The sequence below is a fragment of the Mycobacterium sp. SP-6446 genome (genome assembly GCF_001954045.1).
In the GTDB taxonomy this organism is placed as follows: Bacteria; Actinomycetota; Actinomycetes; order Mycobacteriales; family Mycobacteriaceae; genus Mycobacterium.
Genome location: NZ_MBEM01000137.1, coordinates 1 through 17107, shown reverse-complemented (window position 1 = coordinate 17107; position 17107 = coordinate 1). Strand labels below are relative to the sequence as shown.

18 protein-coding genes and 1 pseudogene are annotated in these 17107 nt (G+C 67.7%); 8 read left to right on the top strand and 11 right to left on the bottom strand.

What is annotated here, in order from left to right; translation table 11 throughout:
* Genes A5736_RS12110 through A5736_RS12095 form a run of 4 tightly spaced genes read left to right on the top strand, consistent with a single transcriptional unit; the run spans window position 1 to window position 2561 of the window.
* On the top strand, window positions 1-330 hold the full coding sequence (locus A5736_RS12110; protein ID WP_076246389.1) for a hypothetical protein: 330 nt from the start codon (window positions 1-3) through the stop codon (window positions 328-330).
* On the top strand, window positions 320-1495 hold the full coding sequence (locus A5736_RS12105; protein WP_076246387.1) for a thiolase family protein: 1176 nt from the start codon (window positions 320-322) through the stop codon (window positions 1493-1495). The genes A5736_RS12110 and A5736_RS12105 overlap by 11 nt, the downstream gene beginning before the upstream one ends.
* Entirely contained in the window at window positions 1492-1917 is a 426-nt protein-coding gene (locus A5736_RS12100) for a Zn-ribbon domain-containing OB-fold protein (protein ID WP_076246386.1), read from the top strand. The genes A5736_RS12105 and A5736_RS12100 overlap by 4 nt, the downstream gene beginning before the upstream one ends.
* On the top strand, window positions 1914-2561 hold the full coding sequence (locus A5736_RS12095; protein WP_076246384.1) for a PadR family transcriptional regulator: 648 nt from the start codon (window positions 1914-1916) through the stop codon (window positions 2559-2561). The genes A5736_RS12100 and A5736_RS12095 overlap by 4 nt, the downstream gene beginning before the upstream one ends.
* Here A5736_RS12095 and fadD1 read toward each other — a convergent pair.
* Genes fadD1 through A5736_RS12080 form a run of 3 tightly spaced genes read right to left on the bottom strand, consistent with a single transcriptional unit; the run spans window position 2506 to window position 5788 of the window.
* Window positions 2506-4149 (bottom strand): fatty-acid--CoA ligase FadD1, encoded by a 1644-nt coding sequence (gene fadD1 / locus A5736_RS12090; RefSeq protein ID WP_076246383.1) that lies wholly within the window; start codon window positions 4147-4149, stop codon window positions 2506-2508. The two genes, A5736_RS12095 and fadD1, sit on opposite strands and share 56 nt — an antisense overlap.
* A 5-nt stretch (window positions 4150-4154) precedes the next feature.
* On the bottom strand, window positions 4155-4925 hold the full coding sequence (locus tag A5736_RS12085; protein ID WP_076121315.1) for an SDR family NAD(P)-dependent oxidoreductase: 771 nt from the start codon (window positions 4923-4925) through the stop codon (window positions 4155-4157).
* Window positions 4926-4957: 32 nt separating this feature from the next.
* The gene (locus tag A5736_RS12080) at window positions 4958-5788 is read right to left on the bottom strand and encodes an alpha/beta fold hydrolase (protein ID WP_076246381.1); all 831 of its coding nucleotides are present in this window, start codon (window positions 5786-5788) and stop codon (window positions 4958-4960) included.
* Between the two features lie 68 nt (window positions 5789-5856).
* On the opposite strand from A5736_RS12080, the gene A5736_RS12075 reads away from it, so the two are divergent.
* Window positions 5857-6465: a TetR/AcrR family transcriptional regulator gene (locus tag A5736_RS12075; RefSeq protein WP_076246380.1), complete on the top strand. Its 609-nt coding sequence runs from the start codon at window positions 5857-5859 to the stop codon at window positions 6463-6465.
* Between the two features lie 3 nt (window positions 6466-6468).
* Here the strand turns inward: A5736_RS12075 and A5736_RS12070 are convergent, their stop codons facing one another.
* The 3 genes from A5736_RS12070 to A5736_RS12060 all read right to left on the bottom strand — a co-directional run bounded on the left by A5736_RS12070 (window position 6469) and on the right by A5736_RS12060 (window position 9403).
* A complete protein-coding gene (locus tag A5736_RS12070; protein ID WP_256386099.1) occupies window positions 6469-7095 on the bottom strand; it encodes a TetR/AcrR family transcriptional regulator in 627 nt (208 codons plus the stop codon).
* Window positions 7096-7104: 9 nt separating this feature from the next.
* Entirely contained in the window at window positions 7105-8391 is a 1287-nt protein-coding gene (locus tag A5736_RS12065; RefSeq protein ID WP_139333275.1) for a lipase family protein, read from the bottom strand.
* Window positions 8392-8458: 67 nt separating this feature from the next.
* Window positions 8459-9403: a PHB depolymerase family esterase gene (locus tag A5736_RS12060; RefSeq protein WP_076246376.1), complete on the bottom strand. Its 945-nt coding sequence runs from the start codon at window positions 9401-9403 to the stop codon at window positions 8459-8461.
* 75 nt (window positions 9404-9478) lie between these two features.
* On the opposite strand from A5736_RS12060, the gene A5736_RS12055 reads away from it, so the two are divergent.
* Window positions 9479-9925: a MarR family winged helix-turn-helix transcriptional regulator gene (locus A5736_RS12055; protein WP_076121327.1), complete on the top strand. Its 447-nt coding sequence runs from the start codon at window positions 9479-9481 to the stop codon at window positions 9923-9925.
* On the opposite strand, the gene A5736_RS12050 is transcribed toward A5736_RS12055, so the two are convergent.
* From A5736_RS12050 to A5736_RS12035, 4 genes are all read right to left on the bottom strand, one after another.
* The gene (locus A5736_RS12050) at window positions 9912-10721 is read right to left on the bottom strand and encodes a polysaccharide deacetylase family protein (RefSeq protein ID WP_076246375.1); all 810 of its coding nucleotides are present in this window, start codon (window positions 10719-10721) and stop codon (window positions 9912-9914) included. The two genes, A5736_RS12055 and A5736_RS12050, sit on opposite strands and share 14 nt — an antisense overlap.
* A gap of 238 nt (window positions 10722-10959) precedes the next feature.
* Window positions 10960-12351, bottom strand: coding sequence for an alpha/beta hydrolase family protein (locus A5736_RS12045; protein WP_076246373.1), 1392 nt, complete (start codon window positions 12349-12351; stop codon window positions 10960-10962).
* A 41-nt stretch (window positions 12352-12392) separates the two neighbouring features.
* Entirely contained in the window at window positions 12393-14678 is a 2286-nt protein-coding gene (locus tag A5736_RS12040) for a cation-translocating P-type ATPase (RefSeq protein ID WP_076246372.1), read from the bottom strand.
* Window positions 14679-14818: 140 nt separating this feature from the next.
* Complete coding sequence (locus tag A5736_RS12035; protein ID WP_076121334.1) at window positions 14819-15640, bottom strand: mycofactocin-coupled SDR family oxidoreductase; 822 nt, start codon at window positions 15638-15640, stop codon at window positions 14819-14821.
* 55 nt (window positions 15641-15695) lie between these two features.
* Here A5736_RS12035 and A5736_RS12030 point away from each other — a divergent pair, with 55 nt between their 5' ends.
* Complete coding sequence (locus A5736_RS12030) at window positions 15696-16166, top strand: SRPBCC family protein (protein ID WP_076121609.1); 471 nt, start codon at window positions 15696-15698, stop codon at window positions 16164-16166.
* Between the two features lie 125 nt (window positions 16167-16291).
* Window positions 16292-16807: a DUF417 family protein gene (locus A5736_RS12025; protein WP_076246370.1), complete on the top strand. Its 516-nt coding sequence runs from the start codon at window positions 16292-16294 to the stop codon at window positions 16805-16807.
* Here the strand turns inward: A5736_RS12025 and A5736_RS26320 are convergent.
* Window positions 16797-17107, bottom strand: a pseudogene (locus A5736_RS26320) (TetR/AcrR family transcriptional regulator); the annotation flags it as partial. The gene A5736_RS12025 and the pseudogene A5736_RS26320 overlap by 11 nt on opposite strands.

Sequence of the window (17107 nt, the reverse complement as noted above, 5' to 3'; positions counted from 1 at the left end):
ATGGCAGTCACGCTGTGCGTGCCGCCCCGCCCCGGCGAGCTGTGCGCACCGGTGCGCTTCCTGGTACGACAGGACTCCGTGGTGATGGAATTGACTGCGCGGCACCGGATCACCAGCGTCGAGTGGGACGAGCGTGAGCGCGCCGTGGCAATGATCGTGGACATCACCGACCCGCAAACGGCGCGTCCGGTCGACGTGCGGATCGATGTCGTCGAGGCGGGCGCGGCGCACGCCGACACACGGGCGAGGACGATCGGCACCATCGTGCGCGACGGCCGGCAGTACGACGTCGTGGGCACCTACCTGGGAGTTGTCGCGGATGAAAACTAGCCCCTCGAAGCGCACGGCGGCGATTGTCGGCGTGCACAATACGCGGCAGGGCCGCCGCCTGGAGGGCGAGACGTCACGCGGCCTGGCGCTCAAGGCCATTCGCGGAGCTCTCGATGACGCAGGGCTGAGCCTCGAGGACGTCGACGGAATCAGCGCCGGCCCGCTGTCGACGACGCTGATCTACGACCTACGCATCGGCCCGGCCTGGCAGGGGTTGGCCTTCGGGGTCAGCATGATCACCGAGGCGGCCGCCGCCATCGAGCACGGCATGGCAGACGTGGTGGTGCTCGTCGCCGCCCAAGCCGGCGAATACCGCGACCACGAAGCCACCGCACCATGGACCAGGCCCGAGAACGAATTCGTCGCGCCCTGGGGGATGTTCACCGCCGCCGAGTTCGCGCTCATCGCTCGACGGCACATGCATGTCTACGGGACAACCCGCGAACAACTGTCGATGGTGGCGGCGACCATACGCAACAACGGATCGCGAAACCCCGAAGCCGTTTATTACCAACGCGGCCCGTTCACCACCGATGACATCACCGCGTCGCGGCCGGTCGCCGATCCGTTTCACCTTCTCGATTGCGCCACCACATCCGAAGGCGGGTGCGCGCTGATTGTGGCCAACGTCGACAAGGTGGACGCGGCGGCCCGCCCGATCTATGTGTTGGGCAGCGGCGCGGACTTCCACGGTCCGTCGTATCAGCACCCACCCGCGTGGGACCTCGTCGGCCGGCGGGGCGATCACGGCCACTACGTCAATGGCGTCGTCGGCCGGCGCGCGGCCGAGCGCGCGTTCAGCCACGCCGGCCTTCGGCCCGACGACGTGGATGTGCTGGAGCTCTACGACCCGTTTTCGTTCGAAATCATCCGGCAGCTAGAGGCATTCGGATTCTGTGGCGAGGGCGAGGGGGGACCGTTCGTCGCCGACGGCCACATCGCCATCGACGGTAGCCATCCGATCACCACCGACGGAGGAACCATGTCCTTCAGCCATGCCGGGTCCAATCCACAAATGATGCAGCGGGCCATTCGAGCCGTTGAACAACTGCGCGGCGACGCGGGCGACCTGCAGGTGCCCGACGCGCGTATCGCGTTCTGCAGCAACGGGGGAGCGGGAGCGCTGTTCACCACGGTCCTGATCCTCGGAGACGAACCGCGATGACTTCCGAAAAGTCCCTGCGGCCGCAGACGGGTCCGGTGCCGCATGCGAGCAGTCCGGTCAGTTCCCCGTTCTGGCAGGGATGCCAGGCGGGGGAGCTTCGATATCAACGCTGCGAGGACTGCGGCCACTCGAACTTCCCGCCCACCGAGCACTGCCGCGAATGCCTTTCGCACGAATTGCTGTGGGAGCGGAGCGGCGGCGTCGGCGAGATCTACAGCTGGACGGTGGTGCACAGGCCTGTCACCGCGGAGTTCGCCCCGCCCTATGCGCCGGCGATCGTCACCCTGGACGAGGGTTATCAGATGCTGACGAACATCGTCGGTGTCGCGCCCGATGAGCTGGCCGTCGGCATGCGGGTGCGGGTGCAGTTTCATGCCGTCGGGCCGGACGTGACCCTCCCCTACTTCACCGGGGCGCCGTGAGCCCCGCCCGCACCAGCAACGGCCTGCCGGTAACCGCCTACCTCGTCCTGGGCGTGCTGGCGGCCAACGACGAGCAACTCACCGCCGGTGAGATCAAGATGCGCGCCGAGCTGTCGGTCGGCCACTTCTATTGGTCGCCGTCGGTCAGCCATGTGCGGCGCGAACTGACCCGGTTGCTGGCTCGGGGCATGGTCAGCGAGTCCCCCGCGCAATCCGGCAAGCGTGCCATCACGTTGTACGCGACGACCGATGCCGGGCTCGACGCGCTGCGCCGCTGGGTCCAGCACTTTCCGGGCCAGGACCAGGTCGTCATCAAGCATCCCGTCATTCTCAAGACCTGGCTTGCCCGCGGCGACGATCCCGAGCACGTAATCGATTCGCTGGAGCGACATCTCGAGGCGACTCGAGCCCGGTTGGACGAGGCGCTGTGGTCGCGCCAGCGGTCCCGTGAGCTCGGCATCGCCGACGATCCGGAGCAGCGGTTCTCCTTCGCCGTTCTCGACTACGCGATCCGCGGCTTGTACGCCGAGATCTCCAACATTGCGCAGCTGCGTGACGAGATCGCCAGCGGCACAACCCGCGATCCGGTCAAGCGGGTGCGACGCTCGAAGGGGCAGATCCGCCGCCGGGCACCCGGGGATTAGGCGTGTCCGATGCGACCCGATAGGCCGTGCCGCGGTGTTCGCGCTCCCAAAGGATTTCGCCGTCGCCCGTCGCCGTTCCCTGGGCGATCAGCTGGCGTTTGAGCACCTTGTGGGTCGCGGTGCTGGGCAGGTCGGCGGCGATGCGGACGAATCGCGGCCGGGCCTTGGGCGACAGGTCGGGTTGGGCATCGAGAAAAGCCTCGAATTCGTCGGGGTCGATGACGTGGCCCTCGTTGAGGACGATCGCGGCCATCACCTGGTCGCCGACGCGCCCATCCGGGACCGCGTACACCGCGACGCGGTTGATGGCGCTGTGCCGCAACAGGAGTCGCTCGATCGGCGCCGCGGCCAGATTCTCGCCGTCCACCCGCATCCAGTCGGCGGTGCGGCCGGCGAGGTAGATCCAGCCTTCCGCGTCCCGGTAGGCGAGGTCGCCGGACCAGTACATGCCGTGGCGCATGCGTTCGGCGTTGGCTTCCGGGTCGTTGTAGTAGCCGGTAAAGAAACCCGACCCCGTCGTGTTGACCAACTCGCCGACGGCCTCGTCGGCATTGGTGAGGGCCCCGTGCTCGTCGAAGCGCGCGACGGCGCATTCGGTGACGGTCTCGCTGTCATACACAGCGACCCCGTCGACGCCCCTGCCGATCGATCCCTTCGGTGTGTCCGGTTCGCGGATCACGATGACAGCGTTCTCGGTGGAGCCGAACCCGTCCTCGACCTGCACGTCGAAGCGGCGTGAAAACTCTTCGATGTCTTTGTCGTTGGCCTCATTGCCGAACGCCACCCGCAGCGGGTTGTCGGCGTCATCGCCGCGTTCGGCGGTGGCCAGGATGTAGGCCAACGGCTTGCCGACGTAATTCATGTATGTGGCGCCGTACCGGCGGATGTCGTCAAGGAAGCTGCGCGCCGAGAACCTCGCCGGGACGATCGCGGCGCCGGAGGCTACCCCGGGCGCCCACCCGGCGACGACCGCATTGGAGTGAAACAGCGGCATGGACACGTAGCACGTGTCCCGCTCGGTCAGGGCGAAACGGTATGTCAGGCCGACGCCGGCTACCGCGGCCATCAGGTGTGATACCGGCACGGCCTTGGGATTTCCGCTGGTTCCCGACGTGAAGATCATCATGAATGGGTCCATCGCGGTGACGTTTCGATGGGGCACCAACTCCCCGGCGCCGCCGACGAATTCCTCCCACTGCGGCGTCGAGCTATCGAAGATGCGCGTTCCCTCGAGGTCCAAACCGTCGAGCAACGGAAGGTGCTCGGCGTCGGTCACAACGAATTGGCAGTCCGCGCGCCGGATGTCCGCCGCCAGCGCCGCGCCGCGCCGCGTCGTGTTCAGACCGCACAGCACGTACCCCCCGAGACCGGCCGCCGCCATCTGCGCCAGCATCTCGGGCGTGTTGCCCAGCAGGGCGCCGATGTGCATCGGCCGTTGCGGATCGGCGGCGCCGAGCAGCGCCGCGGCCCGGGCCGCGGACTTGCTGAGGTACTCGCTCCAACTCCATTGCAAATCACCGTGTTTCACCGCGACCGCCGAGTCCGACAGGCGCTTGCGCAGCAGCGCTTGCATCGTGTCATCGGCCATCGCGCTTAGCCGCCCACCATCATCAGCCCGCCGTCCACCGCCAGTAGTTGGCCCGTGATGAAGCCGGAACCGGGACCGGCCAGAAAGACCAGCATCGGCCCGACGTCGCGCGCCGGATCCCCCAGCGCCCCGCCGACCGGAATCATCATCTGCATCTGCTGATCGATGAGGGCGCTCGCGTCCGGGCCGAGGAAATCCCGGAAACGGTCCGAGCCGGGCGTCTGCACGGCCGGCGCCAAAGCGTTGACGGTGACCTTGTCGGCGCCCCAGGCTTTGGCGGCCGATCGCGTCCAGGCCTGCACCGCGCCCTTGGTCGCGGCGTAGACCGCCGAGATCGGGCTGCCCATAACGGCTTCGGAGGATCCGAAGTTGATGATCCGGCCGCCCTTGGGATCTTGGTCCCTCATCACCGCGTACACGGCCTGGTTGGTGAGGATGGTCGCCTTCACGTTGGTGTCCAACAGGAACGAGATCTCGTCGCCGCCGATGTATCCCGGCACCCCGGCCTGCCACAGACCCGCCGCGTTCACCAGGACGTCGAGCCCGCCGAGGCGGTCGACGGCTTGTTGCACCATCGCCGAAACGGCGCCGGCGTCACGCACATCGCACTGCAGCCACGCGGCCGCGAGGCCTTCCGGCGGCGGAGTTTGGTGGTACGTGGCGACGACCTCGGCCCCCGCCTCGGTGAGGACTCCGACGGCGGCCGCACCGATGCCGGTAGCCCCACCGGTCACCAGGATCCGCCGGCCGTGCAGTGGTGCTGTCGCGTCTGGCATAGCGAAGACGCTAGCCGACGCGCGCCGGCCCGCTAGGCGCGCACCGCGATCGACGACAGCAGGTCGGCCAGCCGATCCGGCTGGTCCACCATCGAGAACGTCCGCGCGCCCTCGATCACCTCGAGCCGCGCGTTGGGAATGGTCGCCGCCAGTCGTTCGCCGTCGCCGAGCTCGAAGAACATGTCATCGGCCGACCAGGCGATCAGCGCGGGCTTGTCGAACTCGTGCAGCCGCGCGGCCACCCCGGTGGTGACCTCCGTACGCAACGACAGGGTGAGCTGACGCAGGTCCTCGGCGATGGCCGGGTCGGATAGCCCCGGGCGCACCCACGCCTCCGTCAGCTCGTCGATGTTGCGGTGCGCAAGGCCGTGGAACGCGCGCTTGCGTGCCGCCGGCACGCGCATGGCCTGGGCCACGGTCTTAAACGTCGCCTTGGACTTGGCGGCCAGGATCACCGGCTTGAGGATCGGCGGCGGAAAGTGTTCGAACGCATCGCAACTGGTGAGCACCAGCGCTCCGAGCCGCTCGGGGTGGTGCACGGCGACGAGTTGGGTGACGACGCCGCCCGTGTCGTTGCCGACCAGCACCACGTCCTCGAGTTCGAGGGCGGCCAGCACCTCGGCGACGATGCGGGCGACGCCGTTGATCGTCCGATCGGCCCCGGGGCGCAGGGGCTCGGGATGCGCGCCCAGCGGCCAGGTGGGGGCGATGCAGCGCAGGCCGCGATCACCCAATCTTTCGCCGACCCGGCGCCACAAATCGCCGCCCATCATGTACCCGTGCACGAACACGACGGGCCGGCCATTCTCGGGTCCGGTTGCTTCGTAGTGGATGGTTCCCGCACTAATGTCGATCGTCGACATGGATAACTCCTACCTCGAACGGTATACTTACAAACAGGCTGTCTGTTCGTAAGTTACCAACAGGCTGTATGGAAATCAAGAGACGCACTCAGGAGGAGCGCTCCGCGGCGACCCGCGACGCGCTGATCTCGGCCGCCCGCAAGCTGTGGGGCCGGCGCGGTTACGCGGAGGTGGGGACGCCGGAGATCGCCGCGGCGGCTGGCGTCACCCGGGGCGCGATGTACCACCAATTCGCGGACAAGGCAGCGCTTTTCGGCGAGGTCGTCGAGGCCGTGGAGCAGGATGTGATGGCCCGGATGGCCACGCTGGTCGCCGAGTCGGGGGCGGCGACGCCCGCCGACGCGATCCGGGCCGCGGTCGACGCCTGGCTCGACGTCTCCGGTGATCCCGAGGTGCGCCAGCTGATCCTGCTCGACGCGCCGAGCGTGCTGGGCTGGCCGGCCTTTCGCGACGTCGCCCAGCGGTACAGCCTGGGCATGACCGAGCAGCTGCTCACCGAGGCCGTCCGGGCCGGGCAGCTGGCCAAGCAACCGATGCGGCCGTTGGCCCACATCCTGATCGGCGCGCTCGACGAGGCCGCCATGGTCATCGCCACCGCCGACGACCCGAAACGCGCGCGGCGGGAAACCGGGCAGGTGCTGCACCGGCTCATCGACGCCATGCTGGACGAGCGTTGACGGTCAGTCGCGGCGAACGTGCGCGACTCCCGCGATGACTCCCTGGATGAGCCGGTCGAGGTGTTCAGGACCTTCGACCGCCGGGCGGCCCGCAACGAACGTCATCATCACCCCGTTGATGAACGTCATGGTGGCTATGGCCTGATCCTCGACCAGTGCGGGATCCGGGACGCTATCGGCCGGGTGCCATTGGGCGACAACGTCGCGCGCCAGCGCGTAGAGCCCCTCCGCGGACTCGTTGAGGGTGGCCGCCAGTTCGGGATCACGGCTGGCCAGCAATACGATCTCGTAGCGCGCCTTGGCGCGGGTGAGCCAGGGCTCGGTGGCGACATACATGACGATGCGGGCCAGGCCCGCCGTGCCGGCGAATTCGGTCGGCCGGTCGCCCGCGAGTTCGGTCAGCAACGACAGATCGGCGACGTCGAGTTCGTTGAGCCGAGTTGCGACCGCGTGCAGCAACGCTTTTCGGGTCCGGAAGTAGAACGATGTGGTGCCGTCGGGCACCCCGGCGCGTTCGTCGACCTTGGGGTGGCTGACGCCGTGAACCCCGTCGGTGCCGAGTAGCTCTATCGCGGCGTCGGTGAGCTGACGGCGCCGTTCGGGCGCGTTGTGCTTTCTACGTGCAGCAATGCGACCAGTCTAGAACTGGCCGCAGTTGGGCGCGGTGGGTTCTCCGTTGAAGCGCGCCGCGATCCACTGCATCGCCGGTTCACCATCGACGAGCATTGGCAGGGCATGGTTGACGACGAGCTTGTTGAGGAACGGCGGTTCCTCGTTGGTGCGAAATTCCACGTCGGCACCCTGAGCGCACCAGTCGCGGCCAAGCTGGTTGGCCGCGGTCCACGGCACCAACGGGTCGTAGCGGTTGCTGTTGATCAACACCGGCGCGTTGGGCTTGTACCGTCCGACGTGCTGCTCATCCAACATGCTGCTGAACGGCTCCTCGTTGATGACCTTCCAGACGTTGTCGTTGAAGTAGGGCTGCAGGTGGCGAAACATGAAATCGAGGATCGTTTGTCCGACGCATTGGCGTGAGGCCGATTCGAGCATGGCCAAACCTCGCGGCGTGAGCTTGGAGCGGATCGCGTCGGCATTCTCGGGGTAGGTGGCGATCGCGCCGTTGATTGCGTAGCCCACCACGCCGACCAGGGCACTGCCGTCGGCGTAGGGCAGCAGTTCCTTGAGGTCGGCCACCGGGGCGCCGGCGTAGGTGCCCACGATATGGAGCTCCGGGGCATAGGACGGCGCCAGTTCGGCCGCCGACGCGACCGCACCGCCGCCCTGCGAATAGCCCCAAAAGGCCACGGGCCCATGCGGATCCAGTGACGTTCCCGGCAGGCGCATCGCTGCCCGCGCGGCGTCGAGCACGGCCTGCCCCTCGGCCACCCGGCCCACGTAGGTGTGCATCGAGGGGGTGCCCAAGCCCTCGTAGTCGGTCATCACGATCGCGAAGCCGCGGGCGACCATCGTGGCGACGAACAGCTCCTCGTAGTTGAACATGATGTCCCAGCCACCCGAATAGTGGATGCCCTGGTTGAACATTCGCGACGGCGCGCACTGGTTGCCCTGGCCCTGCGTGCCGGGCGCGTAGCTGATCAACGGCCGCGGGCCGCCGCCCGGCCAGTCGTTATACGGCTCGAAGTAGGTACCCGTGACCGCAATCGGATTGCCGTGGGTGTCTTTGCTGCGGTACATGATTCGCGTGCCAGTGGCCATGATCGCGCCCAGTTGACCCGACGGCTCCAGCACCAGCCGCGACGGCTCGGTGCGGATCAGGTCACCCGGCTGGCCCGGCGGCAGGGGATCCGGTGGGGTGTAGAACTCCGCGTACTGCGGTTCGTCGCCGTCGGCCCGTGCGAGTCCGGGGCTGACAAATGCAAAACCGATCACCAGCAGGACAGCGAGGACTCCCCCTACCCGACGCATCACGAAACGGTAACAACGCAGCGGCCCCGGGGGAAGAGCATTTCTCTAACTTTTTAGAGATCGGTCGTCAGCGATGGCTCTGGGCAAAGAATTGCCAGATGGTGTCGGTGGCGTCGAGCGCCGTCGACGGCGCCGGGAGGCCCGCCACCCTTTCCGCCAGCGGGCTCGGCTCGCCGCCCGGCCACTGGTGACCCGCGCCCGCGACCGAGATCAGCTCGACGGTGCGCCCGTCGGGGCAGCCGGCGGTCTGCGTCGTCACGCTTCCGGCGGTGCTGGAATTCGGCGGTCCGCACGAGTCGATGGAACGCCAGGTCGCGTTGACCAATTCCGCGGAGGGGCCGTCGACGCGCGGATTCCCGTTGGCCGCGAACGCTTTCCCGGGTCCACCGTTGTAGGGGACCCGGTCGTCGGCGGTGCCGTGGATCTGGAGGACGGACGACGGCCGCGCTCGCGAGCAGTCCGTCAGCAGTGTGCCGGCGACGGGCGCGATCGCGGCGAAGGTGTCGGTCTGGCAGCCCAGTCGCAGGGCCATCATGGCCCCGTTCGACATGCCCGTGACATAGACGCGTGCGCGATCGACGGGGATCTGCTGCTCGATCGCTCTGACCATGGCGCCGATGAATGCGACATCGTCGACATTGTCGCGTCCGGGTTCGCCACAACACGTTCCGGCGTTCCAAGCGCGGTTGAGGCCGTCGGGGTAGGCAACCAGGAAACGCCCGTTGTCCGCCTCGCCGTCCCAGTGATAGGAGCGCTCGGCCTGCGCGCCGCTGCCGAAGCCGCCGTGCAGCATGACGACTAGCGGTACGCCGTCGGACAACCCCTGCGGCCGGTACAGGTGAAAGGTTCTGCTCAACCCGCCCGACTGGATGGTTTGAGTGGACTGTCCCAACGGGATCGACTGTGCGCCCGGCGTTCCCGACGCGTGCCCGCCACCGAGGCAGCCGCCGAGCGCGATGACCAACGCCGGAAGGAGACACCCGCCCAGTACCCGAACGCATCGAGATCGCATGGCCCCATCGTGTCAGCCGAACCGGAATTTGACAAGCAACTTGTCAATCTCATGCGGGTGGCAGACTCTAGGACCATGCGACGCGCTGCGGGTTCCCAGTGGGAGCCGACCGTGCCGGCACTGGTGAACCTGGTGACGGCGTCCGGGGCGCCCCGCTTGCGAGCGGCGTTCGCTGCAGCGGGACTCGACGGGATCCGCCCGGCGCAATCGGTCGCACTCGTGCCGCTTGCGGCCGGCGGACTGCATGCCTCGGATCTCGCGGAGCGACTCAGGGTGAGCCGGCAGGCGGTGGCCCAGGCAGTAGCCGGGCTGGAGCGACATGGCTACGTCAGTCGAGTTCCCGATCCGGTCGACGCGCGGGCCCGAATCATCGAGCTGACACCGCGCGGTCGGCAAGCGCTGCGTGTGATGCGTTCCAGCGCAATCGAACTCGAGAAACGATGGCAACAGGTGTTGGGTGAGCGCCGGCTGGCGGAATTCCGTGAGACGTTGCTGACGTTGCTGTCCGCTACGGAGTCCTGAGGAAAACGTCGTTGAGGGTGACGGTGCGCAGGTTTCGATCGCGGATGATGTCGATCAACTGCGGATAGACGTGAGTGACCGGCAAGTGGTTGAGGTGACCGATGACGATGGACTGCGGCGTGAAGTACTCGTCGGCCATCTTCAGGATGTATTCCTCGGTGATCAGCGTGGAATCCGACAACGAACCCGACCATAAGGTCGGAACGGTGTAGCCGAGCTCGGCGGCCACGGCGTCGACGGCGGCGTTGCGCTTCGCATAGGGCGGCCGATAGTACGGTTTCGCGCCGACCCCGTAGGTCTTCTTCAGGAACTCGTCGTTGCGTGTGATCTGTTCCGCGATCTGGCCTTGGTTCAGCGTCGTCAAATCCGGATGCGACCAGGTGTGGTTGCCGAGCTGTATCTGCCCCGAATCAACCAGCGGCCGCAGCATCTTCAGGTTCTCGGTCCACGAGTCGTACACGCCGTTGACGAAAAAGGTCATTCGTGCGCCGGTGTCCTTGGCAAGCTGCGTGTAGGCGCGGACCACTTCGCTGCTGACCCCGTCGTCCAGCGTCAGCGCCAGCAAGTCGCCCTCGCCGGGAAGCTTCATCAGCGCTCCGCCACCGGGCAGCGGAATGCGAGCGCTCGGTGGCGGGGGCGGCAACAGGGCCGCCGGGGCGGTCGGGCCCGACGTCGCCACGGACGCTGCGGGCGCCTGAGCAAATGTTCGCGGCTGGGGATCGACCACCAGACGGGCCGCGCCCACGCCGGCTACGGTCGCCGCGGCGAGCGAACCCAGAAAACGACGGCGATTCATCTCAAACATGGCACGGTCTCACAAACCCGGCCGCGCAGCTTTCGAGGTTGGTAACCCGACCCGATTCTCTGCAGGTCGATTGTGGCGGGCACGCGGACGCGCGAGACGCCCGTCTTGCCGAACTGCGCAGCCACCACAGCAGCGAACCGTACCACTGCCAGCGCCAATATGTCGGATCCGGTACGGGAGAGTCAGCTGTGAATTGCCGGCGGAGGGGGTCGCGGGCCCGCAGCGTGGACTAATGCGGCTCGCCGCCGCCCCGTTGTGGTAGCTGCACGGGCTCGACGCCGGGGGTGCCCAGCGTCGAGGCCAGCCAGGGCAGCGCCGCGGCGAACGCTTGCGCGGCAAACGGCCAGTCATGCCTGCCCGGTTGTGTGACCACCGCGCAGCTGATGCCGTGGCCGGAGGCGGCGTCGCACAGCGCTTTGGCGGCGGCGTCCTGGCCTTCGGGGTTGGCGGACGGGTCGGTGCGGGCGGTGGCGAGCGCGGGATTGGTCGCCTCGGCCATGTTTTGCGCATCCGAGGACGACGGGATGTCGAACCACCCCGACACCCCGGTGTAGTGCCCGTGTTTGTTCATGACGGTGATGGGGTCGTACGCGGCCCAGGCGGCGGTGTTGCCGCCGAACAGCTTGGCGACCGTGAGGTCCTTGCTGCCAATGCTGGGACCGCGGTCGCCGGCGATATCCACAAACGCGCTGAAAATGTCCGGATGCATGACGGTCAAGTCCACCGCGCAGGTCCCGCCCATCGACCACCCGGCGACGCCCCAATTGGCGCGGTCGGCGCTGACGCCGAAGTTCGAGACCATGAACGGCACGACGTCCTTTGTCAGATGGTCGGCGGCGTTGCCGCGGGTGCCGTTGACGCACTCGGTGTCGTTGTCGAAAGAACCGGTGGGATCGACGAACACCAGCACCGGGGCGAATCCGTGATGGCGCGCGGCGAAGTCGTCGATGGTGGTGAAGGCGCCGCCCGGACGCAGCCAGTCGGCGGGCGTGTTGAAGGCCGAACTGACCATCATCACCGTCGGCAGCCGCGGCGGCGGGTTGCTGTTGAACCATGCCGGGGGCAGATACACCAGTTCCTCGCGATGGGGGAAGTGCGACGCGTCGGCGCTGATATTCACCGGCACGACAACGCCTTTGGCGGGCTTGGTTCCCGCCACCTGCATCTCGGTCACCCGGAGCCGGTCGATCTGATCGGGCAGCGGTCCCGAGGTGAGTTGATTCCATGCGGCGAGCACGGTGGGGAAGTAACCCACCCACCCGTTGACAGCCAGGGCCGCGCACAACACGCACAGCGGAACGGCCAGCAGCGCCAGCACGCGCCGCCACCACCGGGCCCCGGGCCAGCCCAGCAGAAGCACCGCCAGCGCGAGTCCGCTCATGGCCAGCCACAGCCACAGCGACACGGGCGCGGGGTCGCCGGCCACCCCCAGCGACGTGATGTACCAGTACGACAGCGCCGTCGCCGCGCCCGCGACGCCCAGCGCCACCGGCAATGCCCAGCTGCGCCAGCGCCGCCTGCGCACTCCGATGGCGGTGACGGCCACGAGCAGCGCGATCGCCTGCACCGCGACCGGGAACCAGCCGCGCAGCAACGAGAGCTGTCCGAAGAAGTGACTCAACAGTCGCGACCTTCGCTAGATCCGGAGGTTGAGGACACCAACTATCCCATATCGACGTCGTCGATCGTGGTAGCGAAGCCGCGCAGCCGCAGGCTGTTGCCGACGACGAAGACGCTGGAGAACGCCATCGCGGCGCCGGCGAACATCGGATTGAGCAGTCCGAGCGCGGCCAGCGGGATCGCGGCGACGTTGTAGCCGAAGGCCCACCACAGGTTGGTCTTGATCGTGGCCAGCGTCCGGCGGGAGAGCCGGATCGCGTCCGCGGCAACGCGCAGGTCCCCGCGCACCAGCGTGAGGTCGGCGGCCTCGATCGCCACATCCGTGCCGGTGCCCATCGCCAGCCCCAGATCGGCGGCGGCCAGCGCGGCGGCGTCGTTCACTCCGTCGCCGACCATCGCGACGACCCTGCCCTCGGATTGCAGACGCTTGACGGCGGCGACCTTGTCGGCGGGCATCGTGTCGGCGATGACGTGGGTAATGCCGACCTCATCGGCGATGCGCTCGGCGACCGTCTGGTTGTCGCCGGTCAGCAGCACCGGCGTCAGCCCGAGGCGTTTGAACTGCCGGACGGCTTCGGCGCTGGTCGGTTTGACGGTGTCGGCGACCACCAGGATGCCGCGGGCGTGGCGGTCCCAGCCGACCGCGACGGCGGTCTTGCCCTGGGCCTCGGCGTGGGCCTTCGCCGCCGACAACGTCGCGTCGAGGTGCTGTGCTCGATCGGCCAGCAGGCCCTCCCGCCCGACCACGACCTCGTGGCCGTCGACCACTCCCCGGACGCCTTTGCCCTTTACGCCCGCGAAGTCTTCGGCTGCCGGGAGCGTGCCGAGTTCCCCCTTCGCCGCGTCGGCGATCGCCCGTGCGATGGGGTGCTCGGAGGCGTCTTCCAGGGCGCCGGCGTAGGCCAACAACGTCCGGCGGTCGGTGTGTGGTCCGGTGATCACGTCGACGAGCGTCATCTTGCCGGCGGTCACGGTGCCGGTCTTGTCGAGCACGATCGTGTCGACCCTGCGGGTGGATTCCAGCATTTCGGGTCCTTTGATCAGGACGCCGAATTGCGCGGCGCGACCGGTTCCGACCAGCAGCGCGGTCGGTGTCGCCAGCCCGAGCGCGCACGGGCAGGCGATGATGAGCACCGCGACGGCGGCCGTCAATGCCGCACTCAGCGGGAATCCGGCGCCAAGCCAACCCGCGAGGGTGGCCACGGCGATAGCGATGACGATCGGGACGAACACGCCGGAGATCCGGTCGGCGAGCCGCTGGACCTCGGCCTTGCCCGATTGGGCCGCCTCGACGAGCCGGGCCATTTGCGCGAGCTGGGTGTCGTCGCCGACCCGGGTGGCGCGCACGGCAAGGCGGCCGCCGGCGTTCACGGTGGCGCCGGTGACGGTGTCGCCGGGTCCGACCTCGACGGGGACGGACTCGCCGGTGAGCATCGAGGCGTCCACGGCCGAGGAGCCCGAGACGACGATCCCGTCCGTGGCGATCTTCTCGCCGGGCCGCACCACGAACACGTCGCCGACGACGAGTTGGTCGACGGGGATGCGACTCTCGGACCCGTCGCGCAGCACCGCGACGTCCTTGGCGCCGAGCTCCAGCAGGGCGCGCAGCGCCGCCCCCGCGCGCCGCTTGGAGCGCTTTTCGAAGTAGCGGCCGGCCAGCACGAACAACGTCACGCCCGCGGCGACTTCGAGATAGATGTTGCCGGCGGCGTCGCCACGGCTGACGGTCAATTCGAAGCTGTGGCGCATGCCCGGTTCCCCCGCGGCACCCAGGAACAGCGCATACAGCGACCAAACGAACGCTGACAGGGTCCCGATCGACACGAGGGTGTCCATCGTGGCGACCCCGTGTTTGAGGTTGGCCCATGCGGCCGCGTGGAACGGCCGGCCCGCCCAGACGACGACGGGCGCGGCCAGCGCCAGTGATGCCCATTGCCAGTAGCGGAACTCCAACGCCGGGATCATCGCCATGGCGATCACCGGGGTGGCGAGCACGGTTGCGGCGATCAGGCGGGTGCGAAGCGAGGCCAGCTCGGCGTCGTCACCCCTCGACTTCGTCGCGGGTTCGTCGTGCGGTGGCGGCAGGGCTGCGCGGTAGCCCGTCTTCTCGACCTCGGCGATCAGCGACCGCGGGTCGAACCCGGCGGGCACGGTGATGGTGGCCTTCTCCGTCGCGTAGTTGACCGACGCGGTGACGCCGTCGAGAGTGTTCAGTTTCTTTTCGATGCGCATGGCGCACGAGGCGCAGGTCATTCCCGCGATTTCCAGCTCGATAATGCGCGCCTGCCCGCCGTGGCGCCCGGTCAGCCGGTATTCGCTGGTGGTCATGAAGCTCCTTCCGCATATACCCCATAGGGGTACAACCTCAGATGCAACGCGGTATTCCCGTTAGGGCCGGCGCGCGGCGCCCAATAGTGCGTCGGTCGGCGACACTCACTGAGGTCACCACGATTGTGCCCGGCGAGGATTTAGCAGTAGGAAACGCCCATGTCGACCGACACCTGGGTGCCGGTGACGAATCTGGATTGGTCGGACGCCAACCAGGCGACGGCGTCGGCGATGTCCTCGGGCTGGGCGGTGCCTTCGGGCAACAGTGGCCTGTTCAGGCCCCGCAGGTACGGATAGGTGTCGGCGGCGGATCGGATTGCGTCGCGCATCCGGCCGCCGCCCATGGGTGTGGCGACGGCCCCGGGATGCACGCTGTTGACGCGGATGCCGTGGCGGCCGAGCTCGGCGGCAAAGGCGCGCGCCATCCCGGTGACGGCGTGCTTGCTCACCACGTAATGCACCATGAACGGCTCCATTTTGATGCCGGCGGCCGAGCCGATGAGGACGATCGAGCCGCCGCGGCCTCCGTCGATGATGTGACGAGCGCTCGCCATCACCGTGTTCCACGTACCGGTCACGTTCGTGTCGATGGTGTCGCGGAAGGCGGCGGGGGTGATGTGATCCCAGGGCGCCGGGCTGCAGATGCCGGCGTTGGCGACAACAATATCGAGCCGGCCGAGCTCACCGACCGCGTTGTCGACGGCGGCGGTGAGCGCGTCGACGTCGCGGATGTCGACGGCCGCGGTGATGACGCGCGGGCCGTTGGCGGTTACCAGCCGGGCCGTTTCGGCCAGATCATCGGGGGTCGCCGAATCGTAGGGAACGCTGGGGGGTAAGGGTCCGGCGATATCGAGCGCGATGACGTCGGCGCCTTCGGCGCTGAGTCGCACCGCGTGTGCCCGGCCTTGTCCGCGTGCGGCGCCGGTGATCAGCGCGACTTTCCCCGAGAGTGACTGGCTCATCGGTCCGAAGCGTAGCCTCGACCTGGCGCTGCCGGACAGCCGGAAGGAGGACGTCATGACCGTCACGATCGTCGACCGGGGACCCCGACAGGTGAGCCGCAGAGTCGAAGTCGCCGCGCCGGCCGCCGACCTGTACGCGCTCGCCGCCGATCCCCGGCGCCACCCCGAGCTGGACGGCTCGGGCACGGTGCGCGACAACATCGAAGTGCCGCCGCAACTCGTTGAGGGATCGAAGTTTTCGACGAAGATGAGGATGTACGGCCTGCCCTACCGCATCACCAGCACGATCACCGAACTCAAGCCCAACGAAGTGGTCGAATGGCGGCACCCGCTCGGGCACCGCTGGCGCTGGGAATTCGAGGCGCTTTCGCCGACCCTGACCCGGGTCACCGAGACGTTCGACTATCGCGACGCCGGTGCGCTCAAGAACAAGCTGAAGTACTACGAACGGATGGGTTTCCGGAAGGCCAATGCGACGGGTATAGAGAAGACGCTGGCCAACCTGCGCGACCGCTACGCCGGATAGGCCAGGCCGGATCTCCGGGCTGCAACTCATCTCGACCGATTGGGTCACTGAACCCAATCGTGTCGCCAATCGTGTCCTCTAGGAACAATTGCTCTCAGCATTTATGCCCGGAAGGACGCTCCTCGATGACCGACAACAGCCCGATCCTTGGCGCAACATCTCGCCCGGTGGCGCAATCGCTGACCAGCTGGGGACAGCTCATCAGCCGTTACGGGCTGGTAGTGGTCTTGACCTGGATCGGGTTCGGAAAGTACGTGAAGATGGAATCCCGGGTGCTGATCGAGCACAGCCCGCTGATGAGCTGGATCTACGACGTCCTCAGCGCCACCGCCGTCGCACGGAGCCTGGGGACGATGGAAATCGTTGCCGCGCTTCTCATTGCGCTGCGGCCGCTATCGCCGCGGGCCTCGGCGGCCGGCAGCACGCTGGCGGTGGTGCTGTTCTTGGGAACGCTGAGCTTTTTGTTCACCACCCCGGGCGTGGTCGCGCACCACGCCGCCGGCCTTCCCGTCCTGTCGGCGCTACCCGGCCAATTTCTGCTCAAGGATCTTGTGCTGATCGGAGTTGCCGTGTGGACCCTGGGCGATTCGCTTGCGGCCGTGCCCGCTTCGCGCGGTAAGCGCGCCCGCATCAGCGCTTGAAAAGCGTTCCCCTGATTAATTTTTTCGCCGAGTCCACCGTGTCGTCATAGTCCGTCGGCGACAAAGTGCCCGCTTGCTCCGACAGACCACGCGCCAGCGCGCAGATGGTCTCCGCCGTAGCCGCCGTGCCGATGTCGGGGGCGAGCATCCCATGCGCCCGGGCATCCTCGATGATCCCGGTGACGATGTCGCGTAAGGCCTTGGAACCCGGGTATTTTGGGCCGCCGCGCCGCACCTGTGCGTTGCCCTGGGCTCGCATCGCCCGCAAGAAGGCGGTCAGGTAGGGATAGTCGCGCATCA